Annotated in this window: 20 protein-coding genes; 9 read left to right on the top strand and 11 right to left on the bottom strand. The window is 71.0% G+C overall.

The annotated features are described in order from the left end of the window. Positions 1-121: 121 nt before the first annotated feature. Positions 122-763, bottom strand: a complete 642-nt coding sequence (locus HUW46_RS05375; RefSeq protein WP_215546220.1) for a TetR/AcrR family transcriptional regulator C-terminal domain-containing protein — start codon at positions 761-763, stop codon at positions 122-124. A 67-nt stretch (positions 764-830) separates the two neighbouring features. On the opposite strand from HUW46_RS05375, the gene HUW46_RS05370 reads away from it, so the two are divergent. Together HUW46_RS05370 and HUW46_RS05365 are read left to right on the top strand one after the other, a co-directional pair. Further along, complete coding sequence (locus HUW46_RS05370; protein WP_215546219.1) at positions 831-1,805, top strand: PDR/VanB family oxidoreductase; 975 nt, start codon at positions 831-833, stop codon at positions 1,803-1,805. A 40-nt stretch (positions 1,806-1,845) separates the two neighbouring features. Continuing rightward, the gene (locus HUW46_RS05365) at positions 1,846-2,523 is read left to right on the top strand and encodes an MSMEG_1061 family FMN-dependent PPOX-type flavoprotein (RefSeq protein ID WP_215546218.1); all 678 of its coding nucleotides are present in this window, start codon (positions 1,846-1,848) and stop codon (positions 2,521-2,523) included. 280 nt (positions 2,524-2,803) lie between these two features. Here HUW46_RS05365 and HUW46_RS05360 read toward each other — a convergent pair whose 3' ends face one another. Then, positions 2,804-3,892 (bottom strand): DmpA family aminopeptidase, encoded by a 1,089-nt coding sequence (locus tag HUW46_RS05360; protein WP_215546217.1) that lies wholly within the window; start codon positions 3,890-3,892, stop codon positions 2,804-2,806. Further along, positions 3,889-4,506 (bottom strand): TetR/AcrR family transcriptional regulator, encoded by a 618-nt coding sequence (locus HUW46_RS05355; RefSeq protein ID WP_215546216.1) that lies wholly within the window; start codon positions 4,504-4,506, stop codon positions 3,889-3,891. Before HUW46_RS05355 ends, HUW46_RS05360 begins: the two co-directional genes overlap by 4 nt. 132 nt (positions 4,507-4,638) lie before the next feature. Here HUW46_RS05355 and HUW46_RS05350 point away from each other — a divergent pair, with 132 nt between their 5' ends. Then, the gene (locus tag HUW46_RS05350; protein ID WP_215546215.1) at positions 4,639-6,054 is read left to right on the top strand and encodes an APC family permease; all 1,416 of its coding nucleotides are present in this window, start codon (positions 4,639-4,641) and stop codon (positions 6,052-6,054) included. Here the strand turns inward: HUW46_RS05350 and HUW46_RS05345 are convergent. Beyond that, positions 5,994-6,941: a LysR family transcriptional regulator gene (locus HUW46_RS05345; RefSeq protein ID WP_215546214.1), complete on the bottom strand. Its 948-nt coding sequence runs from the start codon at positions 6,939-6,941 to the stop codon at positions 5,994-5,996. The two genes, HUW46_RS05350 and HUW46_RS05345, sit on opposite strands and share 61 nt — an antisense overlap. A 74-nt stretch (positions 6,942-7,015) precedes the next feature. On the opposite strand from HUW46_RS05345, the gene dapA reads away from it, so the two are divergent. The 4 genes from dapA to HUW46_RS05325 all read left to right on the top strand — a co-directional run bounded on the left by dapA (position 7,016) and on the right by HUW46_RS05325 (position 14,852). Beyond that, entirely contained in the window at positions 7,016-7,909 is an 894-nt protein-coding gene (gene dapA, locus HUW46_RS05340; protein WP_215546213.1) for a 4-hydroxy-tetrahydrodipicolinate synthase, read from the top strand. A 262-nt stretch (positions 7,910-8,171) separates the two neighbouring features. Continuing rightward, positions 8,172-9,158 carry an ArsR/SmtB family transcription factor gene (locus HUW46_RS05335; protein WP_215546212.1) on the top strand — a complete coding sequence of 329 codons (987 nt, stop codon included), beginning with the start codon at positions 8,172-8,174 and terminating at the stop codon, positions 9,156-9,158. 220 nt (positions 9,159-9,378) lie between these two features. After that, the gene (car, locus tag HUW46_RS05330) at positions 9,379-12,930 is read left to right on the top strand and encodes a carboxylic acid reductase (RefSeq protein WP_215546211.1); all 3,552 of its coding nucleotides are present in this window, start codon (positions 9,379-9,381) and stop codon (positions 12,928-12,930) included. Between the two features lie 95 nt (positions 12,931-13,025). Next, complete coding sequence (locus HUW46_RS05325) at positions 13,026-14,852, top strand: flavin-containing monooxygenase (RefSeq protein WP_215546210.1); 1,827 nt, start codon at positions 13,026-13,028, stop codon at positions 14,850-14,852. A gap of 78 nt (positions 14,853-14,930) precedes the next feature. On the opposite strand, the gene HUW46_RS05320 is transcribed toward HUW46_RS05325, so the two are convergent. Together HUW46_RS05320 and HUW46_RS05315 are read right to left on the bottom strand one after the other, a co-directional pair. Next, positions 14,931-15,761 (bottom strand): lysozyme, encoded by an 831-nt coding sequence (locus HUW46_RS05320; RefSeq protein ID WP_215546209.1) that lies wholly within the window; start codon positions 15,759-15,761, stop codon positions 14,931-14,933. A 179-nt stretch (positions 15,762-15,940) separates the two neighbouring features. Continuing rightward, positions 15,941-16,486, bottom strand: a complete 546-nt coding sequence (locus tag HUW46_RS05315) for an EF-hand domain-containing protein (RefSeq protein WP_215546208.1) — start codon at positions 16,484-16,486, stop codon at positions 15,941-15,943. A 218-nt stretch (positions 16,487-16,704) separates the two neighbouring features. Here HUW46_RS05315 and HUW46_RS05310 point away from each other — a divergent pair, with 218 nt between their 5' ends. Continuing rightward, positions 16,705-17,349: a hypothetical protein gene (locus HUW46_RS05310; RefSeq protein WP_215546207.1), complete on the top strand. Its 645-nt coding sequence runs from the start codon at positions 16,705-16,707 to the stop codon at positions 17,347-17,349. 6 nt (positions 17,350-17,355) lie between these two features. On the opposite strand, the gene HUW46_RS05305 is transcribed toward HUW46_RS05310, so the two are convergent. Together HUW46_RS05305 and HUW46_RS05300 are read right to left on the bottom strand one after the other, a co-directional pair. After that, a complete protein-coding gene (locus HUW46_RS05305) occupies positions 17,356-18,642 on the bottom strand; it encodes a wax ester/triacylglycerol synthase family O-acyltransferase (RefSeq protein WP_215546206.1) in 1,287 nt (428 codons plus the stop codon). Positions 18,643-18,784: 142 nt separating this feature from the next. Next, positions 18,785-20,857 (bottom strand): Stk1 family PASTA domain-containing Ser/Thr kinase, encoded by a 2,073-nt coding sequence (locus HUW46_RS05300; RefSeq protein WP_215546205.1) that lies wholly within the window; start codon positions 20,855-20,857, stop codon positions 18,785-18,787. A 152-nt stretch (positions 20,858-21,009) separates the two neighbouring features. On the opposite strand from HUW46_RS05300, the gene HUW46_RS05295 reads away from it, so the two are divergent. After that, positions 21,010-21,378 (top strand): Rv2175c family DNA-binding protein, encoded by a 369-nt coding sequence (locus HUW46_RS05295; RefSeq protein ID WP_215546204.1) that lies wholly within the window; start codon positions 21,010-21,012, stop codon positions 21,376-21,378. 109 nt (positions 21,379-21,487) lie between these two features. Here HUW46_RS05295 and HUW46_RS05290 read toward each other — a convergent pair whose 3' ends face one another. The 3 genes from HUW46_RS05290 to crtI are packed head-to-tail and all read right to left on the bottom strand — an operon-like array spanning position 21,488 to position 24,682. Then, positions 21,488-22,267 (bottom strand): LLM class F420-dependent oxidoreductase, encoded by a 780-nt coding sequence (locus tag HUW46_RS05290; protein ID WP_215546203.1) that lies wholly within the window; start codon positions 22,265-22,267, stop codon positions 21,488-21,490. Between the two features lie 25 nt (positions 22,268-22,292). After that, positions 22,293-23,210, bottom strand: a complete 918-nt coding sequence (locus HUW46_RS05285; RefSeq protein WP_215546202.1) for a phytoene/squalene synthase family protein — start codon at positions 23,208-23,210, stop codon at positions 22,293-22,295. Next, on the bottom strand, positions 23,207-24,682 hold the full coding sequence (gene crtI, locus HUW46_RS05280; RefSeq protein WP_215546201.1) for a phytoene desaturase family protein: 1,476 nt from the start codon (positions 24,680-24,682) through the stop codon (positions 23,207-23,209). Before crtI ends, HUW46_RS05285 begins: the two co-directional genes overlap by 4 nt.

Here is a 24,682-nt window from a genome sequence, read left to right as displayed (position 1 = left end):
CTCGTCGTTGTTCCGGATGACGGGATCGACGCTAGGGCGGGAACGTGCCGAAGTCGTGAGGCGCAGGCTGTATCCCCGGGTGGAGAATCGCCTCCACCCGAGCGGTCAGCGGCGGGTGTCGTCAGGTGAGTTCGGCGAGTGCGGTGCGCAGGCCGGAAACCACGACGCGCAGGCCGAATTCGAAGCGCGCGTCGAAGGCGACGAACAGCTCGACCGGCATCTTCGCCAGACGCGGGAACTCGTTGCCGGACAACGAGTTGGCGAGCACCTCGGCCTCGTCCCCGGTCGCGCCCTGCTGTTCGAGCACTTCGCCGAGCACGTAGCAGAAGACCGTGGTGCCCGCCCACACCGCGGTCTCCACCGGGAAGCCCGCGTCGTGCAAGCCGCCCAGCAGGGTCTCGGCGAGCGCGTGGGTGTGCTGCTGCGCCGCGTAGTTGCCGCCGACGATCCTGGCGCCGTCGCGCTGGGCCAGCAGGGTTTGCCGCAGCCCGTGCGCGAAGGTGGTCAGGCGGTCCGTCCAGTCGGCGTCCTCGTCGTCGTCGGTGATCCTGGCCAGCACGTCGGACAGGATCGTTTCGGCCATCGCGTCGAGCAGCGCGTGCTTGCCGTCGAACAGCCGGTAGATCGTCGGGAGCTGCACGCCGAGTCCGGTCGCGAGCCGCCGCATGGTCAGCGACTCCAGCCCGCCGGAATCGACCAGTGCGAGTGCGGCGCGCGCCACCGTCTCCGCCCGTGCCGGGCCGCCGGTTCGTTTCGTTGACACGTTAACGATGTTATCACTACAGTGCATTTCATAGGTGATAACGTTGTTAACAGGGTGGAGGGTCGTCATGACGAGTACGGCGCCGGCGCGGCCGGGCTCCGCGGTGGCCGAGCTTCCGGCGGTGGTCCGCCAGCTGCGCTGGGAGGCCGCGGGCGTGGTGTCGGTCGAGCTGTGCGCACGCCACGGCGGCGACCTGCCGCCGTGGCGGCCGGGCGCGCACGTCGAACTGGTGCTGCCCACCGGGGTCGCGCGGCAGTATTCGCTGTGCGGGACACCGGAGGACCGGTCCTGCTACCGCATCGGCGTCTTGCGGGAGCGGGGGAGCCGGGGCGGTTCGGAGTACGTGCACGCGTTCCTCCGGCCGGGGCAGCCGGTTCGCGTGCGCGGGCCCCGCGACAACTTCCGGTTCGGCCCGGCGGAGGCCTACCTCTTCGTCGCGGGCGGGATCGGGATCACGCCGATCCTGCCGATGGTGCGGCAGGCTGCCGCCGACGGGGTGCCGTGGCAACTCCTTTACGGCGGGCGGAAAGCGGCCTCGATGGCCTTCCTCGACGAGCTGAGCCGGTACCGGGACCAGGTGTGGCTCTACCCCAAGGACCAGGGCGGGCGGATCCCGCTCGGCGACTGGTTCGAACGGCCGCGGCCGGGCACCGCGGTCTACGCGTGCGGGCCGGAATCCCTGCTGACCGCGGTCGAGGAGGCCGCCGCGCACTGGGGGCCCGGCGTCGTGCACGGCGAGCGGTTCAAGGCGCGCGCGAAACCGGCGCTGCCCAACACCGAGATCGAGGTGGTGTGCGCCCGGTCCGACCGGACCGTGACCGTGCCCGCCGACCGCAGCGTGCTGAACGCGCTCGAGGACGCCGGGCTGCCGGTGGCTGGCTCGTGCCGGGAAGGCATCTGCGGTACCTGTGAAACCCGCGTGCTCGACGGCGTGCCCGAGCACCGGGACGACATCCTGTCCGAAGAGGACAGAGCGGCGGGCGACCGCATGTTCCCGTGCGTGTCGCGGGCGTGCGGCGGCAGGCTCGTACTGGACGTGTGATCGTCGTGGCACAAATCGTTGTGGGACAAGGAGGACCATCATGAGCGTCGAGACTGTTCCCGCTAGGACGGCCGCCGACGGCTACCGGCCCATAGATCTGGCGCGAGTACGGGAGATCATCGGATTCCCGTCGAGGTTCATCGCCGAGAAGAAGCAGTCTTCCATCGGCGAGTTCACGGCAAGGTTCATCGCGCACAGCACGTTCTTCTGCCTCGCCACGTCCGACGGGTCGGGCAGGCTGGACAACAGTCCCAAGGGCGACCCGCCCGGCTCGGTGCGGGTACTGGACCCGTGGACGCTGGCCATCCCGGACCGGCCGGGCAACAAGCTCGCCGACACCTTCGAGAACATCAGCCGCGATCCCGCCGTCGGCCTGATGTTCCTCGTGCCCGGTGTGCGGGAAGTGGTGCGGGTCAACGGGGACGCGTTCCTCAGCGACGACCCCGAGCTGCTGGAAATGCTGAGCGCGGAAGGAAAACCCGCGGTGCTGGCCACCGTGGTGCGGGTGCGGGAGGTGTTTTCCCAGTGCGGGAAGGCGGTCGTCCGATCGAAGCTGTGGGAGGGCGATCGGCGGGGGTTGGCCGAAGCGGTGACGCTGGGCGGCGAGACGGCCACGATGATGGTCGCCGAGAGCGCGAAGATGGCGGAGAGCCTCGGGGATCAGGTGGGGGAGTTGGGCGCGCGGCTGGAACACGCCTACCGCCACGACTTGTACTGACGTGGCTTCCGGGCGTCCCCGAAAGTGGCCTTCGGGGCGCTGGATGCCCTGAAAGTCACCTTCGGGGTGCCCGAAGGCCCGCTGCGGGGTGGAGTGGGCGGCGGGAGTGCGGTGCGAGGGTCGAATTCGCGGCGTCTACCGCCCCGAAGGCCACCTTCGGGGACGCGCGCAGGTGGCGGTGGCCCGCCGCGAGGGCCGAGATCCTGACACAGACCGCCCCAAGAGGAGCCTTCGGCGACATACACGACCCGACCCCTCTATAGGAGCATCCTTCGGGGCATCAGGCGCGGATCGACCGCGACAGCAGGTCGAGTAGCCGGTCCACGGGGAGCGCGGGGGAGCGGTGTCCGTCGCGGCCGGTCATGGTTTCCGCGGCGACCAGTGCGTTCAGGACGGCCTCTTCCACGGACTGCACGACGGCCTCGAAGAAGTCGTCCAAGCGGCTCCACGGGATGAACCGGAGCTGCTCGTACCCTGGTTCGCCGTCCGGGAAACCCATGGTGAGCGCGCCGGGGTTGCCGGTGGAGAAGGCCAGGAAGATGTCGCCGGAGAAGTGGGAGCCGGTGGTGCCGGTGCGGGCGAGGCCGAGCGGGACCCGGCGCGCCAGCGCGGAGCACTGCAAGGGCAGCAGCGGCGCGTCGGTGGCGAGGGTGACGATCACCGAGCCCGCCGACGGCGGGGTCCGCCACTGGGTGTGCTCCATCGGGTTGTCGTCGGCCAGCGCCTCGCCGACGGGGACCCCGCAGACCGTGAGTTCCTTGCGGGAGCCGAAATTGGCCTGGACGAACGCGCCGACCGAGTATTCGTCCTCGCCGTAGCGGACGAGCCGCGAGGAGGTGCCGCTGCCGCCCTTGAAGGCGTAGCAGTTCATCCCGGTGCCCCCGCCGACCGATCCTTCCGCGATCGGCCCGCCGTGCGCGGCGTCGATGGCCGCGATCGCGTGGGAGGGCTGGACGTGCGGGCCGTTGATGTCGTTGAGGTAGCCGTCCCAGGTTTCGGCGACCACGGGGAGCAGCCACTGCTCCGCGATCGCCGGGCTCGCGGCGGTGGCCCAGTCGATCGCACCGCGGTGGCACGGGCCGACGGCGTGGGTGTTGGTGATGAGCACGGGCAGCCGCAGCGAGCCGGTTTCGCTCAACCACGCGGTTCCGGTCATCTCGCCGTTGCCGTTGAGGGACGACCAGCCCGCCGCGCACGGCACGGCGAAATCCGCGCGGCCGCGCGGCAGGATCGCGGTGACGCCGGTCCGGACGGCGTCCCCCTCGATCAACGTCGTGTAGCCGACCTCCACCCCGGGCACGTCGGTGATCGCGTTGCCGGGGCCGGTGCGGCCGGACAGGGGCAGGCCCAGTTCACGTGCGCGGGTCATCCGCCGGTAACTCCTTCGAGATCGACACCGGTCGCGTCCGACGCGGCGGCCAGCAGCAGCCGCTCGGCCTGCCGCCGGTCGAGGGTGGGCACGGCCTGGGTGAGGTGCAGCCCCATGCCGTCTTCGAGCATCACGAGCATCCTGGCCACCGTGGTGGCGTCCCTGGTCAAGGTGAACACCCCGGTCGCGGCGCCCGCTTCGAGGATCGAGGCGTACAGCGCGACCTGCCGTTCGCACAGGCGGATGTGCTCGGCGGCGTAAGCGGGATCGCGGCGCGCGTAGGCGCCGAGTTCGTAGAGCAGGACGCAGAGTTCGTCGTCGCGCCCGGTGGGCAGGCCCGCCTGGAGCATCCCGAGCAGGCGCCGCCGAGGATCGGGCTCGCGCCGTGCCGCCTCTTCGCGGTGGACGCAGAACCGCTCGACGGCGTCGCGCTGCACTTCGCGCAGCAGATCGGCGAGCGCGGGGAAGTAGTAGAGCACCGACCCCGTCGACATCCCGGCCCGCTCGGCGACGTCGCGGAGGCGGAGGTCGACGACCCCGCGCTGGACCACCACCTCGCGGGCGGCGGTCACGAGATCGGCGCGCTTCTCCCGCGCCCTGCTGGGTCTGGCCATGCGTCGAATTCTCTACATGACGATCAGAAAACGCAACAAGGCCAGTCCGTTACAGCAACAGGTATTGACGTAGGACACACTTGGTTCTTTGATGTGCAGTCAAAGAATCCTCGACGCTGAGGAGGCGCGACCATGGTCGATCGCAAGCCGGTCCAGCCCACGCCGTCACCGGGTGCGGACGGCGCGCACCCCCGCCTGCACCGCGGCCTCAAGCTGGTCGGCACCCTGTTCATCACGCTGTCCGCCATCACCCCCGCGTCCTCGGTGTTCATCGTCGCCCCCGGCGTGATCACGCAGGCGGGTACCGGCGCGTTCCTCGCGTTCGTGATCGCCGCCGTCGTGGGTGTCTTCATGGCCTTCGTCTACGCCGAACTCGGTTCGGCCTACCCGCTCAGCGGGGGCGAGTACGCGATCGTGGCCCGCACGTCGGGCAGGCTGCCCGGGTTCGTGGTGCTCGGCCTGTTCCTGGTCAGCCAGCTGCTGATCATCGCGGTGATCGCGCTCGGCGTGGGCACCTACCTGTCCGTGCTGCTGCCCGGCCTGCACGCGCCGACGGTCGCCGCCGTCACGGTGGTCGTCGCGACGGTGCTCGCCGTGTTCGACATCAAGCTCAACGCCTGGGTCACCGGGATCTTCCTGGCCATCGAACTGATCGCGCTCGGCGTGGTGAGCGCGCTCGGCCTGATCCACCCGCAGCGGTCGCTGGCCGATCTGGTGGTGCACCCGGTCACCGGCGCGGGCGGCACGGTCGCCGCGGCCTCGTTCGGGGTGATCGCGGGCGCCAGTGCGGTGGCGTTGTTCGCCTACAACGGTTATGGCGCGGCGGTGTACCTCGGCGAGGAAACCCACGACGCGCACCGCAGCGTGGCCAAGACCGTGCTGTGGGCGCTGGGCATCACCGTGCTCGCCGAACTCGTTCCGGTGACGGCCGTGCTGCTGGGCTCGCCGTCGCTGCCCGACCTGTTCGGCGCGGCGAACATGATGGACCACTTCATCACCGACCGCGCCGGCTCGACGGTGAACGACATCGTCAGCCTCGCCGTCGCCGTCGCGATCTTCAACGCGGTGCTCGCGATCATCTTGGTGACCGCGCGGATGATCTTCAGCACCGGCCGCGACACCACCTGGCCTTCACCGATCAGCAAAGCGGTTTCGGCGATCCACCCGCGGTTCGGCAGCCCGTGGATCGCGACACTGGCGACCGGGGCGATCGGGACCGCGTTCTGCTTCGCCGATGAACAGGTCCTGCTCGTGGTCACCTCCACGACGTTGATCGCGATCTACGCCGTGCTCTGCGTTTCGGTGTTGCTGGGCCGCCGCAACGGTTCGACCGCGCACGCCGCCTACCGGATGCCGCTGTTCCCGGTGGCCCCGCTGCTCGCGCTCGCGGCGATCGCTTACGTGGCATACCAGAACTTCACCGATCCGGAGGTCGGGCGACCCAGTCTCGTGATCACCGCCGGGATCGCGGTGGTCTTCGCCCTCTATTACCTGCTCGTGCTCCGCCGTCGCGGTTCGTGGGAGCTGCGCGGCGCGGAAGACGACTGACGCGTCAGCTCCGCGATCACCACTCGGATCGCGGGGCTGGCGTCCGCGCTGCGCCGCCACGCCGCGTGCACCTCGCGCCTCGGTTGCCGCCGCAGCGGCCGGGAAACGTGTCCTTCCCCCAAGGGCGGCCGCGCGAGGCGGGGGACCAGTGCGATGACGTCGTCCGCGGTGATCAGCGCGAGCTGGGTGGCGAAATCGTCGACGAGATGGCGCACTTCCGGCTCCTCGGGCAGTTCGGCGAACAGCCGCAGCGACCACTGGTGGCACACCGTGCCGGGCGGGCTGGTCACCCACGTCCTGCCGGTGAGGTCGGCGCCGGTGAGCGGCCGGTCGAGCCGGGCGAGCGGATGCGTCCGGTTCAGCACGAGATCGCCGACGTCGGTGTGCACGTGGCGCTGGGTCATCGACGGCGGCAGCGGGGCGGGCAGCCCGTCGGCGTCGTGGACGAGCGCGAGGTCGGCGATACCGGCGTCGACGCTGTGCAGTGCTTGGTCGGGGTCCTCCTCGGTGATGTGCACGCGCAGTTCCGGGCACTGCGCGGACAACCGCCGCACGGCGGGGGCGAGCAGCCCGCGGATCCCGGTCGAAAAGGCGACCACGCGGAGCACGCCGCGCGGCGCGCCCTCCGCGACGGACTGGGCCGCTTCGGCGCAGCGCTCCAGCGCCTGGAACACCTCGGGCGCCGAAGCGACGACCGCCTGCCCGGCCGGAGTGAGCACGACCCCGCGCCCCGCCTGAGCGAGCACGGGCACACCGAGCTGGCGTTCCAGCCGCTTGATCTGCTGCGAGACCGCCGAGGCCGTGAACCCCAGCTCGCCCGCCGCGCCCGCCAGCGTTCCGAGCGCCGCCACCGACCGCAGCGCCCGCAGGGCCCCGATATCGATCATGAAGCAAGATTACGCAGTACCGGCAAGAAAGCATTGCTGGACCGCAACTGTCGGGGCGGGACAGGATCGGACCCATGACCGCGGATCTGCTCTTCGGCACCAACCTCGTCGCCATGGTGACCCCGATGCACCCCGGCGGCGCGATCAGCGAGCCCGGCGTCGCCGCCCTCGTCGACCACCTGCTGGACACCGGGTGCGACGGCATCGTCGCCGGGGGAACCACCGGCGAGTCGCCCACCCTGACCGAAGCCGAGACGGCCGGGCTCGTCCGCGCCGTGGTGGCCAGGACGGGCGACCGGGCGCGCGTGATCGCCGGTGTCGGCACCTACGACACGGCCGCCAGCATCCGCCGGGCGCGCGACGCCGAGGCCGCCGGAGCCGACGCGCTGCTGCTCGTCTGCCCCTACTACTCCCGGCCGACCCAGGCCGGGGTGGTGGCCCACTGCGCCGCGGTGGCCGATGCCACCGCGCTGCCGGTGATGCTCTACGACGTCCCGGCGCGCGCCGGTGTCGAGATGACCGCGTCCACGTTGATCGAACTCGCCGGGCATCCGCGGATCCACGCCGTCAAGGACGCCAAGGGCGACCTGTTCGAGGCGATGTCGGTGCTGGCCCGCACTTCGCTGGCCTACTACTGCGGCATCGACGAACTCAACCTGCCCTACCTGGCCTGCGGCGCCACCGGTCTGGTCAGCGTCATCGGAAACGCCTTCGCCGACCGCAACGCCGAGCTGATCCGCGCGGTCCGCGGCGGTGATCTCGGCTCGGCGAAGAAGATCCAGGAACCGCTGATTCCCTTGGTGGAGGCCGTGATGCGCACCGCGCAAGGGGCCACGATGACCAAGGCCGCGCTGGCCGAACTCGGGATCATCCCGCACGCCGTCGTGCGCCTCCCGCTGGTCGTGCCGTCGGCTTCGCACCTGCGCCAGCTGGCGGACGCACTGGCGGCGATCGCCGTGCCCGCCTGAAGAACCGGCGGTGTGTCCGCGCCCGCGGGGCGGGCGCGGACACCGAACCGGTCAGCCGACGACGCTGACGACGTTCCGGTTCGCCCCCATGTCCGAGTTCCGCGCACCGGCGATAATCGCCGTTCTTCTGGGCAAAGCGAACCCCTCCTGTCGCTCGTGAACGCGTATCGCATCAGCCCGGACGGACGAAATCGACGCGATCCAGAATGGGCGGGCGAGCGCGGTGGGCACAATCTATTCGGGTGGTCCCGAAGAAAGCCGCGTGATCGTTGACGGGACGGAGAGCGTCGTGCTACGTGTCCATTTCACGGTGGAGGACCTGCTGAACGTGACCTTCGCCGACGAGCCCGCGCCGCTGATGGAACTCGGCCTCGCCATGGCGGCGGTGCAGCACGGCGCCGATTCCCGGCCGGATTTCCACCGCTGGCGCGAGCGGACCCTCGCCGCGCTTCCCGTGCGCGCCAAGCCGTTGCTGGAAGTCGTCCCGCCCACCGGGTGCGGGCCGCTGTTCCTCGACCCGCCCGTGCCCGACGTGGCGCTCGGGCTCGACCGGGTGATGGCGACGCCGGAACCGTTCGCCCGCACCGAACTGCGGAAGGTGCTGGAGTCGTCGTCGAAGCCGAGCCCGTGGTTCCGGGCGTTGATGGCCGGGGAACCGCGCGCTTGGCAGGCGCTCGACGGCGCGCTGCGGGCCGCCTACGACAGCGTCCTGCGGCCGTCGTGGAGCTTGGTGCACAACGGTTTCCACGCGGAACGGGCGTGGCGGCTCCATCAGCTCGCGCACCGCGGGATCCAGGACCTGCTGGCCGGGTTGTCCCCGTCGGTCCGCTGGCGGGGCACCGTGCTGGAGGCCCCCGACCGGCACGATCGGGACCTCTTCCCCGCCGGGCGCGGTATCCGGCTGCTCCCGTCGCTGTTCTGGACGGGACGGCTGCTCGTCGCTCCCCAGCCCGACGGCCCGACCGTGCTGGTCTACCCGGCGCTGGTCTCCTTGCCCCAGCGGCAGGCGGTGCCTGCGGGCGAACCGCTCGCCGATCTGCTCGGCCCGACCCGCGCGCAGGTGCTGTCCGTGCTCACGAAGCCGTTGACCACCGGCGAACTGGCGAAGGCAGTCAGCGTCAGCGCCTCGTCGGCGTCCGAGCACGCCACCGTGCTGCGGAACGCGGGGCTCGTCGCCACGCGCCGCGACGGGAAGGCCGTCTACCACACCTGCACGCCCACCGGCCTGGAACTCCTCGCGCACCCGTGACCGCGGCGGTCACCATTCCGGCCTTCGCCGACCCTCGCGTACTGAGAGCGACGATACGACTGCGTACTGCGGCGTAACTCACAGCTTCGTCACTGTGCGCGCCGACGTACCGACGGTATCTTTAGTTAGTACAAGCATCTAAGCGATCGTCTCACCGGAGGGCCCATCGAGGTTCCCTGGCGCGAGAGCGCGCATTTCGTGACTCACGGAGGGCTGAACAATGGCTACTGGTTCGCGTCCTGACATCGGCGGAAAAAACAAAACCGGCGAGATTTCCGAAAATCGCGAGCACCGGCGCATCGCCGAATTATCCGAGCGCGACGCGCAGGTTCGGGCGGCAAAACCTCTCGAATCGGTCAACGCGGCGGTAACGGAACAGGAAACCGGGCTCGCGCGCATGGTGGCGACGGTCATGGCGGCCTATGCGGATCGTCCCGCCGTGGGGGAGCGGGTGCGAGAACCAGTGGTGGATCCCGTTACGGGGCGCACTTCCCTCCGGCTGACACCGGAGTTCGGCACCATCACCTACGGCGAGCTGTGGGCTCGGGCCGGTGCCGTCGCCGGTACCTGGCACCACGATCCGGGATATGCGCTCGAATCCGGCGAATTCGTCGGAATACTGGGTTTCACGAGTGTCGACTACCTCACCCTCGACCTCGCCTGCGTACACCTCGGCGCGGTTTCCGTCCCGTTGCAGTCCGGTGCTTCGGCGGGCAATCTGAAACCGATCGTCGCCGAAACCGAGCCACGGATCCTCGCCTCCAGCGTGGAACTGCTCGACACCGCGGTGGAAATCGCGCTGGTGAGCACGTCGTTGCGGCGGCTGGTCGTCTTCGACCACCACGGCGAGGTCGACGACGAGCGCGAAACCGTCGAGGTGGCGCGGCAGCGGCTCGCGGACACGGGCTCCCCGGTGGTCGTCGATTCGCTCGCCGACGTGGTCGAGCGCGGCACCGCGCTGCCGGCCGCGCCGCTGTCGACCCCAGCCGAGGGTGAGGACCCGCTGTCCCTGCTGATCTACACCTCGGGCAGCACCGGCACGCCCAAGGGCGCCATGTACACGCAGAGCCTGGTCCGCCAGGTGTGGGGCGGGATGTGGCCCGGTACCGCCGAAATGCCGGTCATCGGGTTCCACTACATGCCGATGAGCCATCTCGCCGGGCGGCTTTCCCTGCTGAACGGCCTCACCCGCGGCGGCACCGGGTACTTCGCGGCGACCAGCGACCTCTCGACCCTGTTCGACGACATCGCGCTCGTCCGGCCGACGGAGCTGAGCCTGGTGCCGAGGGTGTGCGACATGCTCTTCCAGCGGTACTCCGCCGAACTGGACCGCCGCGGTCCCGACGCGGCCGAGGCGGCGGTGAAGGCGGACCTGCGCACCGAGTTCCTCGGTGGCCGCGTCGTGCGCGCGACCTGTGGCACCGCACCGCTTTCGGCCGAGATGGCGGCCTTCGTCGAGTCCTGTTTGGACCTCGAGCTGCACGACGGGTACGGCTCGACGGAGGCGGGCGGCGTCGTGATCGACACGCACGTCCTGCGGCCGCCGGTGCTCGACTACAAGCTCGTCGACGTCCCCGAACTGGGCTACTTCCACACCGACTCGCCGCATCCGAGGGGCGAGCTGCTGGTGAAGACCGAGACCATCATTCCCGGCTACTACCGGCGCCCCGAGGTCACCGCCGAGATCTTCGACGAAGACGGGTACTACCGGACCGGCGACATCATGGCCGAGATCGAGCCGGACCGCCTCGTCTACGTCGACCGCCGCAAGAACGTGCTGAAGCTTTCGCAGGGCGAGTTCGTCGCCGTGTCGCATCTGGAGGCCGTGTTCGCCAGCAGCCCGGTGATCAGGCAGATCTTCGTCTACGGCAGCAGCGAGCGCGCGTTCCTGCTCGCGGTGGTCGTGCCGACGCCGGAGGCGATCGAGCGCGCGGACGGTGCCGAGGACGCGCTCAACCGGCTGATCGGCGAATCGGTCCAGGAGATCGCGAAGGGCGCCGAGCTGAACTCGTACGAGATCCCGCGCGACTTCCTGATCGAAACCGACCCGTTCACCACCGAGAACGGCCTGCTTTCGGACGCGAGGAAACTGCTGAGGCCCCGGCTCAAGGAGCGCTACGGCGACCGGCTCGAAGAGCTGTACCGGGAACTGGCCGCGGGACAGGCCGACGAACTGCGCGCGCTCCGGAAAGCCGGTGGTGACCGCCCGGTGCTGGAAACGGTCGGCAGGGCCGTTCGCGCGGTGCTCGGTTCGTCGACCGCGGAATTCGATCCGGGGGCGCACTTCACCGAACTGGGCGGCGATTCCCTGTCCGCGCTCTCGTTTTCGAACCTGCTCAAGGAAATCTTCGAGGTCGACGTCCCGGTCGGCGTGGTGATCAGCCCCGCCAACGACCTGCGGCGGGTGGCGGAGCACATCGAGGCCGCGCGCGGTTCGGGCGCGGCGCGGCCGAACTTCGCCTCCGTGCACGGCGAAGGCGCCACGGAGGTGGCGGCGGACGACCTGACGCTGGACAAGTTCATCGACGCCGAGACGCTCGCCGGGGCCATCTCGCTCCCGCACGCGAGCGGGGAAGCCCGCACCGTGCTGTTGACCGGCGCGAACGGCTACCTCGGCCGATTCCTGTGCCTCGAATGGCTGGAACGGCTGGAACCGGTGGGCGGCAAGGTGATCTGCGTGGTCCGGGGCAGCGACGCCGCCGCGGCGCGGAAGAGGCTCGACGACGTCTTCGATTCCGGCGACGCGGAGCTGTCCCGGCACTTCCGGCGCCTCGCCGAAAACGGGCTGGAGGTGCTCGCGGGTGACATCGGCGAGCCGAACCTCGGCCTCGACGACCGGACCTGGGACCGGCTGGCCGCCGAGGTGGACCTGATCGTGCACCCGGCCGCCCTGGTCAACCACGTCCTGCCGTACGAGCAGCTGTTCGGCCCCAACGTCGCCGGGACGGCCGAGCTGATCCGGCTCGCGATCACCGGGCGGGTCAAGCCGGTCACCTACCTGTCGACGGTCGCCGTCGGCAGCGGGCAGGGCGCGCCGTCGTCGCTCGACGAAGACGCCGACATCCGCGCCGCCTCCCCGGTGCGCCGGATCGACGACAGCTACGCGAACGGGTACGCGACGAGCAAGTGGGCGGGAGAGGTCCTGCTCCGGGAGGCGCACGACCTGTGCGGGCTGCCCGTCGCGGCGTTCCGGTCCGACATGATCCTCGCGCACAGCCGGTACGCGGGTCAGCTGAACGTGCCCGACATGTTCACGCGCCTGCTGCTGAGCCTCGTCGCCACCGGGATCGCGCCGCGCTCGTTCTACCGCGCCGACGAGCACGGCGAGCGGCCGCGCGCGCACTACGACGGGCTGCCCGCCGATTTCACCGCGGCGGCCGTCACCGCACTCGGTGCGTCCATAGTGGACGGATATCGGACGTTCAACGTGCTGAACCCGCACGACGACGGCATTTCGCTCGACGTGTTCGTGGACTGGCTGATCGAGGCGGGGCACTCGATCCAGCGGATCGACGACTACGGCGACTGGTTCGCCCGGTTCGAGACGGCGATCAGGGCGCTGCCGGAAGAGCAGCGGAAGCATTCGCTGCTGCCCCTGCTGCACGCCTTCGGTAGCCCGGACGAGCCGGTCAGGGGATCGGTCATCCCCGCCGAGGAGTTCCGGGCCGCGACCAGGGACGCCCGCGTCGGGCCGGACGCGGACATCCCGCACCTGTCGGCCGCGCTGATCGGCAAGTACGTCCGCGATCTGCGGGCACTCGGCCTGCTCTGACCGGGTGATCCGGCGGCGGTGCAACGGGCTGCAACCCTTGTCCGCCGCCGGGCCGGTGCGGTGTGCTTCCCGTCACACGAACGAAGGGAAGTGCGATGACCCAGACCGTCCAGCCGGCGCACGCCGACCCCGCCGAGATGACCCCGCAGCGGCGGGTGGACGCGTGGCTGGCGGACTTCGAGGCCGCGCTGTCCGCCCGCGACGTGCGGCGCGCGGCCGGGATGTTCGCCGTCGACAGCTTCTGGCGCGACCTGATCGCGTTCACCTGGAACATCAAGACCGTGGAGGGGCGTGACGGCGTCACAGACATGCTGACCTCGCGGCTCGACGACATCGACCCGTCCGGTTTCCGCACCAGCGAGCCGCCGGAAGAGGCCGACGGGGTCACCTCGGCGTGGCTGGAGTTCGAGACGGCGGCCGGGCGCGGCCGCGGGCACCTCCGCCTCACCGACGAGGGCGCGTGGACGCTGCTGACCACCCTGTACGAGCTGAAGGGGCACGAGGAGCCGCGCGGGGAGTACCGGCCGAAGGGCGCGGTGCACGGCGCGGACCCCGACCGGCGCACCTGGGCCGACCAGCGTGCCGACGAGGACGCCGAGCTCGGCTACACCCGGCAGCCCTACGTCGTCGTGGTCGGCGGCGGGCAGGGCGGGATCGCGCTCGGTGCGCGGCTGCGCCAGCTCGGCGTGCCCGCGCTGGTCGTCGAGCGCAATCCGCGCGCGGGCGATTCGTGGCGCAACCGCTACAAGACGCTGTGCCTGCACGACCCGGTGTGGTACGACCACCTGCCGTACCTGCCCTTCCCGGACACCTGGCCGGTGTTCGCGCCGAAGGACAAGATCGGCGACTGGCTGGAGATGTACACGCGGGTGATGGAGGTGCCGTACTGGACCTCGACCACCTGCACCTCGGCCTCCTACGACGAGGAGACCGGCGAGTGGACCGTCCGCGTCGACCGCGACGGCGAGCAGATCACGTTGCGGCCCAAGCAACTCGTGCTCGCCACCGGGATGTCCGGCAAGCCCAACCTGCCGAGCTTTCCCGGCCAGGAGCGGTTCACCGGCGACCAGCACCACTCGAGCGCGCACCCGGGGCCGGAGGCGTACCGGGGAAAGCGGGCCGTGGTCGTCGGCTCCAACAACTCCGCGCACGACATCTGCGCCGCGCTGTGGGAATCGGGCGCGGACGTCACCATGGTGCAGCGGTCTTCGACGCATATCGTCAAATCCGATTCGCTGATGGAACTCGGCCTCGGCGACCTGTACTCCGAGCGCGCCGTGGCGGGCGGGATGACCACGCAGAAGGCGGATCTCACCTTCGCTTCGCTGCCGTACCGGATCATGCACGAGTTCCAGATCCCGGTGTACTCCGCGATCGCGGAACGCGACGCGGACTTCTACCGGCGGCTGGAGGCCGCCGGGTTCCGGCACGACTGGGGTGACGACGGGTCGGGGCTGTTCATGAAGTACCTGCGGCGCGGCTCCGGGTACTACATCGACGTCGGTGCCGCCGAACTCGTGGCGAACGGCGACATCAAGCTGGCACACGGGGAAGTGCGCGAGCTGACCGAGGATTCCGTGGTGCTCGCGGACGGCACGGAGCTGGAGGCGGACCTCGTGGTCTACGCGACCGGCTACGGCTCGATGAACGGCTGGGCCGCCGATCTGATCGGGCAGGACGTCGCCGACAAGGTGGGCAAGTGCTGGGGCCTCGGTTCCGACACCACGAAGGACCCCGGGCCGTGGGAGGGGGAGCAGCGGAACATGTGGAAGCCGACCCAGCAGGACGGATTGTGGTTCCACGGCGGCAACCTGCACCAGTCACGGCACTATTCGCTGTACCTCGCGTTGCAGCTCAAGGCGCGCTGGGCAGGGATCCCGACCCCGGTGTACGGCCTGCAGGAGGTCCACCACCTGAGCTGAAACCGTTGCCGCCGAGGGGTTTTCCGTTGTCCGTCCACATCGGCCGGTCGCGCGACCGGCCGATGTGGACGGTGGGGATCAGCCGTTGGCCAGTGCCTTCACCCGGTCGATCGAGCCGTTGAAGCTGTCCTGGTCGATCGGCGAGGAGCTGTACTGCCAGATGGTGTAGAAGCCCCACTTGAACGGCAGCGTGCCGGGCGCGGAGGCGTAGCGCGCCACCCACAGCGGGTTGGTCGAGCTGAAATCGCCCCGGTTGCCGGTGCACTGGCTCCACCAGCTCGTCGCGGTGTAGATGACCGGCCAGCGGCTGGTCCGCTTGTGGTACTGGTCGCTGAACGCCTTGATCCACGACACCATCGCGGACTGGCTCAGCCCGTAGCAGGCGTTGTTCGGGCCCCACTCGATGTCGAGCGTGCCGGGCAGCGTCTTGCCGTCCTTCGACCAGCCGCCGCCGTGCGCGACGAAGTAGTCGGCCTGCGCGGCGCCGCCGGAGACGTCGGGCCGCCCGTAGTGGTAGGCGCCCCTGATCATGCCGACGTTGTAGGAACCGTTGTACTGCTGGGTGAAGTACGGGTTGCGGTACCCGGTGCCCTCGGTCGCCTTCACGTAGGCGAAGCGCTTCCCGGCGTTCCAGTAGGACTGCCAGTTGACGTTGCCCTGGTAGCTGCTGACGTCGATGCCCGCGACGCTCGCCGCGATGGCGGGATCGGCGGCGGGGGTGATGCCCGCGGTCGAAGCCTGGCTGATGCCCTCGTGCGCCGCGATCGACGCGCCCATGGCGTGGTTGTCCTCGGACGGCTGCGCCGGTGGCGGTGCGGCGGTCGCGGTCGCGGTGGTCGTGGCGAGCAGGCAGGCGGACATCGCCGCCACGGCGCACGCGAGACGGCGCCCTGGATTCCCGGTTCTCATCGGTTGGTCCTTTCGAATGCCCTCGACTGACGCGTGACGCGGATGCAGGGAGCGTCACGCGGAATAATTCTGTTACAGCTGGGGCAGGGGTGTCACTGGACCAAGTGGCCGAATTTCCTGGAAAGCCCCCTATTTGCCAATTGCTCACCCAGCGTTTCCCAGGGGCTGGGGAGGCCCGGCTACTGCTCGTCCTGGCCGACCTTCCCGAACACCGAGGAACCGGGGGCGGCGGGATCGTCGCCCGCCCAGAACTCCACCCAGTGCTCGGCGAACTCGGCCTTCGAAAGGGTGCCGTCGCCGTCGAGGTCCAGCAGCGCGAAGATCTCGCCGGTGTCGGTCCGCCCCGTCCACGCCTCGATCATGCGCCGGTATTCGGGTTCCGAAATGCGGCCGTCGCCGTTTTCGTCGACCGCTTCGAACATGGCGTCCGCGGTGGCCGTGACCGCTTCGATCGTCTTGGGCAACCGGTCCACCACGGCGAGGACCTCGTCGAGGGTCACCTTGTCGTCGCGGTCGAGATCCGACGAAGCCAGCAGGATCGCCCACCACCCGATCATGATCGACCGCAGCCGCTCGTGGTCCGGCGTGCCCCGTTCCCCGCCCCGGACACCGGTCCACCGCGCCGCGAGCGCCTCGAAGTCCGACTCGTCGAGGAAGCCGTCGTGATCGGCGTCCATGGCCGAAAAGACCGTGGTGATCTTGCGTCTCTGGAACTCGCTCGCCATCGTCCGCCCCTCGCGTCGGTCCGGGTCCCGTTCCGGTGAACGACATCCCACGGTGGTCGACCGCACCGGGGGCGGCAATTGGCCATTCGGGTCGTGGCGCGTCCCGGACAGGTGAACCGCGGCCGGTCCCGACGGTGGGTAGCCGACCGATTCCCTTGCGTCATGAATGCGAGTTGGTTAGCGTTTGCCGGGCGTGGAAAAAGGGGCGGGGAGAAGACGTGGACTGGGACTGGGTCTGGTTCGGGATCGCGGTGGTTCTGCTCGGCGGGTACGCCTGCTACCACTGGCGGAAGAAACGGCGCGGGCGCGACGCGCGCGCGGAGGCCGCCGCGCGGCTGGGCTGGCAGTACGACAGCGCGGATCCGGCGCTCGCGGACCGCTATTCCGGCGAGCCGTTCGACCAGGTGGCAGGCGGGCGCACGGCGAACCACGTCTTCCGCGGCGAGTACCGCGATCGCGCGGCGACGGTGTTCCAGCTCGACTTCGCCTCTTCGGACACCGGCGCGACCTACCGGATCACCACCGTCGGGCTCCCGTCACCGAAACCGGGCGTGGCGGTCAGCATGCGCGGCGGCGGCAGGGTCCGCGGGTTCGGGCTCGGCGTCAAGGAGATCGGCGACCCCGAGTTCGACGCGGCGTTCGAGGTCAAGGCCGAGGACGCCGCGTTCGCCCGCGACCTGCTGATGGCCGACGTCAGGGCGTGGCTGCGCGAGGACCCGCGCGCGGGGCACACCCCGTTCCGCATCCAGGGCACCGAGATCATCACCTGGCGCCACGGCGAGGTCGATCCGGACGACCTGCACGCCGACGCGGACTTCCTCTGCGACCTCCTCGACCGCATCCCCCGCGAGGTTTTCGCTTGAGGCGGATCAGCTGCGCCCCAGCAGGGCAGCGGAGGACTTGAGCACGGCGTCGCGCAGCGAGCCGAGGTCGTCCACCGCGGCCGCGTTCGCCTGGAGTCCGATGTGGACAGAGCCGCGGCAGGACGCGGCCGCGATGCCCACCGCCTGCCGCGCGGCTAGGGGGACCACCGGGTACACCTCTCGCAGCGGTGCGCCGCCGAGCGACAGGGGCGCCGACGGCAGCGGCACGTTCGTGATCACGGTGTCGAACAGCAGACCGGCGGCGCGCCCCGCGACACCGGTCGCCAGCCGGTGCACGGCGGGAGGCAGCGTCTCGGCGAGCTTGGGCACCGCGCCGGCGTCGCCGAAGGGGCCCGCTGTCTTGTGGCGGTCCATCTCGCGCCGGACCACGCGCAGCCTCGCCACCGGGTCGTCGAGGTGCACCGGGAGATCGCACAGGTACCCGGAAAGCTGGTTGCCCGCTTCGGTCCCGCCCCGTCCGCGCACGCTCACCGGAACCAGCGCGCGCACGGGTCCCGCGTCGGCGCGGTGCCCGCGGTTGACCAGCCAGTCCCGCAGCGCGCCGGTGAGGATCGCCAGCACCACGTCGTTGGCGGTGCCGCCGTGCGCCGACCTGATCCGCCGGAGATCGGCCGTGTCGATCCTGGTGAACGCGAGCCGCCGCTCCGGTGACGCGGGCGCGCTCATCGGCGCCGACAGGGAGGGCCGTACCGCGCGTACCACCGAGGTCGCGATCCCCGCGCCGGTGACCGCGGCGGAGATCTGGTCGCGGACCGTCCGCGCCCGCGATCCCCGCGCCGGTTCCGCCGCCGCGGCCCTGGTGACCGGCGAGTCGTCGAGCAGCCCGGCCGCCACCGAGAACGCGCCCGCGCCGTCGGTCAGCGCGTGGTGCAGTTTCAGCAGCAGCGCGAACCCGCCGCCGGGCAGCCCGCCGACGATCTGCAGTGCCCACAGGGGCGCGGTCGTGTCGAGCGGCTCGGCCAGCCACCGCGCCGCGTGCTCGGCGAGCGGATCTTCGTTGTACAGCGCGGAAAGCGCGGTGAGCCGGTGCAGCTGCACGTGCCGGGACGGGGTGAAGTCCTCGTCGTCCGTCCACTCCGCACCGCCGGGCGGGAACAGGGTCGGGCGCGGGTAGCGGCGCAGCTTCGGGATCCGCAGCGCCCGCGCCCCCAGCACGGCGGGCAGATCGGCGGCGGGCTCGCCGTCGAAGATCGCCACCGCGCCCATCTGCATCGGCGTGGTTTTGCTGTCCAGGCAAAGGAAAGCGAGGTCGAGTCCGCTGAGCCGGTCCACAGTGGACCTCCTTCGGCGCGGGGGGCGAGACGCGGTCCAGTGCAGCACGCCGACATGTCACGGGGGTGGTCGACGTGTTTCGCCGACGCTAATACCTAACGGGAATTCCCCGTAACCGCCACTTCGGTGTCGGCCATTCGTCTCATGGGAACGTGGTCAGCCGGACGACACTGCCCTTTTGGACCTTGGTGCCCGCGGCGGGATCCTGCCCGATGACGAACCCGAACCCGCCGTGCTTGCGGCCGCCGCCGTGCCCGTCGCCGTCGCCTTCGTCGCCGCCGTCCCCGTTGTCGCCGCCGTTGTCCCCGTTGCCGCGCTGGGGTTTCAGCCCGGCTTCGGTCAGCGCCTTCATGGCGTCCTCGATGGTCCTGCCGGTGACCCCGGGTACCTCCACCGCGTTCGACGTCCACACGTTGACGCGCTTACCGCCGGTACTGCCCGCCACCGGGTCGGTCCGGGTCACGCTGCCCGCGGCGACGTCGGGGGAGAACTCCTGGCCCGCGTCGACCGGGTCGAACCCCTTCGCCCGCAACGCCGCGAAGGCCGCGTCCTTGCTCTGCCCGAGCACGTCGGGCACCGGGATCGGGCGCGGTCCCTTCGACACGCCGAACCGGACCGTGCCGCCGATGTCGAGCTGGGTGCCCGCCTTCGGGTTGAGGACCAGCAGCGTGTTCTTGTTCACCGTGTCGCTGTAGTCGTCGAGCGCGGAGTCGCGCGTCAGGGTGAGCTGCTGGTCGGTGACCGCCTTCTTGGCGTCCTCCACCGGCGTGCCCTGCGCGATGTCGGGCACCGTCGGGCGGCCGAGCGAGAGCACCACCGACACCTCGTCGCCCTGCAGCGCCTGCGCGCCGGTGCCGGGATCGGTGCGGATCACCTTGCCCTGCGGCGTGGTGTTGTTGCGTTCCTTGGTGAACTTCGGGGCCAGCGACACTTCGCGCATCGCCTTCTCCGCCGCGGGCTGGTCCAGGCCGACGACCTGCGGCACGGCGACGTACCGGCCGCCGGAGAACCACCACACCCCGGTTCCGATGAGCCCGCCGAGCAGGAGCACCGCGACGGCGAGCAGCGCGATCGTCTTGCCCCGCTTGCGCGGGGGCGGCCCGGCGGCCGCGGCCGCCTGCTGCGGGCCGGTCGGCGGTGGTGGCGCGGCGACCGGCGCGGTCATCGCGGTCGGCGCGGCCACGGGCGCCGCGGGCGGTGCCATCCTGGGCATCGCCCTGGTGCCGCGTGGTCCCGACGGCCCGGCGACCGGGGCCATCGCGGGCCTGGTCGCGTCGACGTCGGTGCGCTCCTCCGGCGCTTCCTCGCTCAGCGGGACCGGCACCGGCACCGCGGTGAGCCCCAGCTCGGCGCGGACGCGGCGCAGCTCCGCGAGGAAGGCACCGGCGTCGGCGGGCCTGGCGGCGGGGTCGCGCCGCGTCGCCCGCAGCACGAGGTCGTCGAGCGCGGGCGGGATACCCGGCCGGATCCGGCCCGGCGCGGGCACGTCGTCGTTGACGTGGCGGTAGGCGACCGACAGCGCGGTGTCGCCGGTGTAGGGCGGCTGCCCGGTGAGCATCTCGTAGAGCAGGATCCCGGCCGAGTACACGTCGCCGCGTTCCTTCGCCGCCCCCGTGGTGACCTGCTCGGGGGAGAGGTAGGCGACGGTGCCGAGGATGACGCTCGAACTGGTCGTCCCCGCGCTCGCGACGGCGCGCACCAGGCCGAAGTCGCCGACCTTGACCACACCGGCGCCCGCGCCGCTGGGGTTGCGGCCGATGAGCACGTTCTCGGGCTTGACGTCGCGGTGCACCAGGCCCGCGTCGTGGGCGGCCGCGAGCGCGGCGAGCACCGGCTCGGCCACGCTCAGCGCCAGCGCCACGTCCAGCGCGCCGCCGCGCTCGGCCATCAGGTCGCGGACCGTGCCGCCGTCGATGAGCTCCATCACCAGGAACACGCAGCCGTTGTCGCCGACGGTGTCCACGCCCTGGTCGTGCACGGCGACCACGTTCGGATGGTGCAGCTTCGCCGCCGACCGCGCTTCGCGCTCGAACCGGTCGACGAACGAGCGGTCGTCGGCGAACCTCGGGTCCATGATCTTGATCGCGACCCTGCGGTCGAGCCGCGTGTCGACGCCGCGGTACACCGAGGACATGCCGCCGCGCGCGAGCAGCTTGTCGACCCGGTATCGGCGTTCGAGGAGCGCACCGACGAGGCTGGTGTCCGCGGTTGTCACGGTTGACGATCGTACGGATAGGGCCATGTGCGGTGGACGCGCCCCGGTACCGAAAAGGTGCTGGACCCGGGTGTTCGTTACGGCTTCGGTGCGATGTCGCTGCGCGTGACGCCGAATATGGCACAGCGTCAGAATGTGGCACAGTATTAGCCGTGAGTGCGATTCCCGTCGCTGACGACGTCCTCGAACCCGATGTCACCGTGCTTTCGCTCGACGAGGTCAGCGCGGCCCTGCGCGTCTCGGCGAACAAGGTCCGGCAGATGCTGCGGGAAGGGCAGCTCATCGCGGTGCGCCGCGACGGCGACCTCGTGGTGCCCGCCGCCTTCCTGACCAAGGAAGGCGTGGTGAAGGGCCTCGGCGGCACCATCACGGTGCTCGCGGACGCCGGGTTCGGCCGGACCGAGATGCTGCGCTGGCTCTTCGAACGGGACGAGTCGCTGCCCGGCGCCAGCCCGATCCAGGCGCTGCGCACCAGCCACGGCAGCGAGGTCAAGCGCCGCGCCCAAGCCATGGCCTTCTGACGCCGCGCCCGGATGCCCCGAAGGTGACCTTCGGGGCGCCTAGCGCCACTTTTCGCACTCCCGTGGAGGGCGGGAGCATCCTTCGGGGCGGGGCAGGCGCTTCCGGGGCTCAGCCGTTTTCGGCGTCGCGCCAGGCGATCCACTTGCGCAGCGGGCCGAGGTCGTAGTCCGGGCCGCCGATGCCGACGGTGCACAACGAGACGCCGAGATCGCGCAGCTTCGGGCCCAGTTCGCCGGGCTCGCCCCGCACGCCGCACGAGCGCTCGATCTCCGCCGGGTCGCGGCCCGCGTCGGCGCAGTGCTGGTCGAGGATCTTCACCTTGCGCTCGACCACTTCGGGGTCGCCGAAGCCGTGCCAGATGTCGGCGTGCCGGGCGGCCAGCTTGAGCGTCTTCTTCTCGCCGCCGCCCCCGATGAGCACCGGGATCTTGCGGGTGGGCGCCGGGTTGAGCGCGCCGAGGCGCTTTTCGATGCGGGGGAGCGCGTCGGCGAGGTCGTCGAGGCGCCCGCCCGCGGTGCCGAACTCGTAGCCGTACTGGTCGTAGTCCTTCTCGAACCAGCCGGAGCCGATCCCGAGGACGAGCCTGCCGTCGCTGATGTGGTCGACGGTGCGCGCCATGTCGGCGAGCAGCTCGGGGTTGCGGTAGCTGTTGCACGTGACCAGCGCGCCGATTTCGACCCTGCTGGTGGATTCGGCCCACGCGCCGAGCATGGTCCAGCATTCGAAGTGCTTGCCGTCGGGATCACCGGTGAGCGGGTAGAAGTGGTCCCAGTTGAAGACGATGTCGACCCCGAGCTCTTCGGCCTCGGAGGCGGCGCGACGGATGGCGGCGTAGTCGGCGTGCTGCGGTTGGATCTGCACCCCGACGCGAAGCTTCCTGTCAGTCATGTGTCCGAGCGTAGGCGAAGATGCGCTATCCGTGCCGAACTCGCGAACGGGCCCACGCGCCCGCGGCGACCGCGAACCTGCGGTGCGCGGGAACGACCGCCCGCCGGGCCAGTACGGCGTAGCCGCAGGCGGCGATCTCGTCGAGGATGCCTTCGTACAGCACGCGCGCGGTGTGCACGCAGGGCCGGGACTCCTTGCGCAGCAAGGAAATCCCGGGCTCGGCCCGCCGGTAGACCGCCCGGTTGCGCGCCACCAGCGCGGCGAACGCGCGGCGGATCCTCCGGTCGTGCCGCCCGGTGCGCTTCGACCACCGCAGCAGCTCGCGGTCGACGCCGAACGCGGCGAGTTCGTCGAGCGGCAGGTACAGCCTCCCCCGATCGAGATCCTCGCCGACGTCGCGCAGGAAGTTGGTGAGCTGGAAGGCTTCCCCGAGCGCGGCGGCGTACGGTTCGGCCTCGGCGAGCGGCCCTTCGGTGCCCAGCAGCGGCAGCATCTGCAGGCCGATCACCGCGGCCGAGCCGTGGGTGTACTCGGCGAGTTCGGCGAAGGTCCGGTACGCGGTCACCGAAAGGTCCATGCGCATCGAGTGCAGGAACGCGTCGAACAGCGCCCGGTCGAGCCGGTACCGGCGCACCGTGTCGGCGAACGCGGCCAGCAGCGGATCCCCGGTTTCGCTTCCCGCGAACACCAGGTCGAGCCGGTGCGCCACCAGCGCCAGGCCCGCTTCGGGATCGCTGCCCGGCGCGGGGTTGTCGACGAGTTCGTCCGCCGCGCGGGCGAAGCCGTACAACGCGTGCGCCGCCGGTCGTGCCCGCGCGGGCAGCAGGCGGGTGGCGAGGAAGAACGTCTTGCCGTGCACGGCGTTCACGCGGCGGCACGCGGCGTAGGCGTGGCGCAGCACGGGGTCGGTGATGCCTGCGGCGTCCAACTCGGCCGCTTTCACCGGCCCGTGATCCGCGCGGCCGCGAGCCGTCCCGAGATGAGCACGGGCGGGATCCCGACGCCGGGGGTGGTGCCGCAGCCGGCGAGCACCACGTTGTCCATGCCCCGCACCAGGTTCGCCGGCCGGAACGGGCCGGTCTGGCAGAAGGTGTGCGCGAGCGAGAACGGCGTGCCCGCCGTCATGCCGCGCGCATGCCAGTCCCGCGGCGTCACGATCTCTTCGACGGTGAACTCGGTGCCGAACCCGGTCAGCCCGCGCGCGGCCAGCGTCGCGCGCAGGTCTTCGGCGTAGGCGGGGCCGACGCGGTCCCAGTCGACGCGCCCCGTGCGCAGGTTCGGCGCCGGCGCGAGCACCGAGACGACCTGCCCGCCGTCCGGCGCGAGCCGCGGATCCGTCGCGGTCGGCCGGGTGACGAGCAGCGACGGATCGCTCATCAGCGCGCCGTCGCGGATGATCTCCCGGAACGTCCGCTCCCACGCGTCGCCGAAGAAGATCGTGTGGTGGCCCAGTTCCGGCCAGCTCCGCTCGGCTCGCCCGTGCAGCACCACCGCGGACGGCGAGTACCGCAGCGGCACCGGCCTGCGGGGACTGGCGCCGAGCAGGCGGTACGCGCCGGCGAGTTCGGTGGCCAGCACGACCGCGTCGCACGGGATCCGTTCGCCCGCCCTGGTGCGCACCGCGCGCACCCGCGAGGAAACCCGTTCCAGCCAGGCGACTTCGGTCTTGCAGCGCACCTGCGCGCCCGCGGCCTCCGCCGCCCGTGCCATCGCGGCGCCGACCTCGCCGACCCCGCCGTCGGGGAAGTAGACGCCGCCGACGGTGTCCATGTACGCGATGACGCCGTACGCGCCGATCGCGCGCATCGGGTCGAGCCCGGCGTAGAGCGACTGGAACGAGAAGAGCCTGCGGACGCGGTCGTCGTGCAAGAAGCGGCCGATTTTCGGGCCCAGCCTGCCGAACCCGCCCAGCGCGGCGAGCTTCACCAGTTCTGGGCGGACGAGGTCGAGCGGCGAGTCGAAGTTGGCGCCGATGAAGTGGTCCTTCTGCGCCGCGTACAACGCGGTCAGCCACCGGCGGAGGCGGCGGTAGCCGTCGGCCTCGCGCGGACCGGCGAAATCCCTGATCTCCGCTTCCATCGCGGCCCCGTCGGTGCGCACCGCGATCGCGGAGCCGTCGGCGAACCGGGCGTGGTAGGCCGGGTCCAGCTTCGTCAGCGTCAGGTGCTCCGCGACCGAACCGCCGACCGCGGCGAACGCCTCGTCCAGCAGGTCCGGCATGGTCAGCACGCTCGCCCCGGTGTCGACCGTGTAGCCGCCGCGCACCCGGCGCCCGGCCCGGCCGCCGGGGGTGTCGTCCTGTTCCAGCAGGGTGACGCGGCGTCCGGCGCCGAGCAGGTGCAAGGTCGCGGACAGCCCGGCGAGCCCGCCGCCGACCACCACGACGTGCTCGGCGGGACCGGTCACGGTGCGCAC

Source organism: Amycolatopsis sp. CA-230715 (genome assembly GCF_018736145.1).
GTDB lineage: Bacteria > Actinomycetota > Actinomycetes > Mycobacteriales > Pseudonocardiaceae > Amycolatopsis.
Note: the sequence above shows the minus strand (reverse complement) of the source record. Positions and strands in the feature narration are given on the sequence as shown.

What these genes read in the sequence shown, in the direction of transcription:
- HUW46_RS05325 (WP_215546210.1), top strand. Translation starts at nt 13,026, where the DNA reads ATGACCCAGACCGTCCAGCCGGCGCACGCCGACCCCGCCGAGATGACC.
- HUW46_RS05315 (WP_215546208.1), bottom strand. Translation starts at nt 16,486, where the DNA reads ATGGCGAGCGAGTTCCAGAGACGCAAGATCACCACGGTCTTTTCGGCC.
- HUW46_RS05345 (WP_215546214.1), bottom strand. Translation starts at nt 6,941, where the DNA reads ATGATCGATATCGGGGCCCTGCGGGCGCTGCGGTCGGTGGCGGCGCTC.
- HUW46_RS05360 (WP_215546217.1), bottom strand. Translation starts at nt 3,892, where the DNA reads ATGACCCGCGCACGTGAACTGGGCCTGCCCCTGTCCGGCCGCACCGGC.
- HUW46_RS05320 (WP_215546209.1), bottom strand. Translation starts at nt 15,761, where the DNA reads ATGAGAACCGGGAATCCAGGGCGCCGTCTCGCGTGCGCCGTGGCGGCG.
- HUW46_RS05365 (WP_215546218.1), top strand. Translation starts at nt 1,846, where the DNA reads ATGAGCGTCGAGACTGTTCCCGCTAGGACGGCCGCCGACGGCTACCGG.
- HUW46_RS05290 (WP_215546203.1), bottom strand. Translation starts at nt 22,267, where the DNA reads ATGACTGACAGGAAGCTTCGCGTCGGGGTGCAGATCCAACCGCAGCAC.
- dapA (WP_215546213.1), top strand. Translation starts at nt 7,016, where the DNA reads ATGACCGCGGATCTGCTCTTCGGCACCAACCTCGTCGCCATGGTGACC.
- HUW46_RS05355 (WP_215546216.1), bottom strand. Translation starts at nt 4,506, where the DNA reads ATGGCCAGACCCAGCAGGGCGCGGGAGAAGCGCGCCGATCTCGTGACC.
- HUW46_RS05370 (WP_215546219.1), top strand. Translation starts at nt 831, where the DNA reads ATGACGAGTACGGCGCCGGCGCGGCCGGGCTCCGCGGTGGCCGAGCTT.
- car (WP_215546211.1), top strand. Translation starts at nt 9,379, where the DNA reads ATGGCTACTGGTTCGCGTCCTGACATCGGCGGAAAAAACAAAACCGGC.
- HUW46_RS05350 (WP_215546215.1), top strand. Translation starts at nt 4,639, where the DNA reads ATGGTCGATCGCAAGCCGGTCCAGCCCACGCCGTCACCGGGTGCGGAC.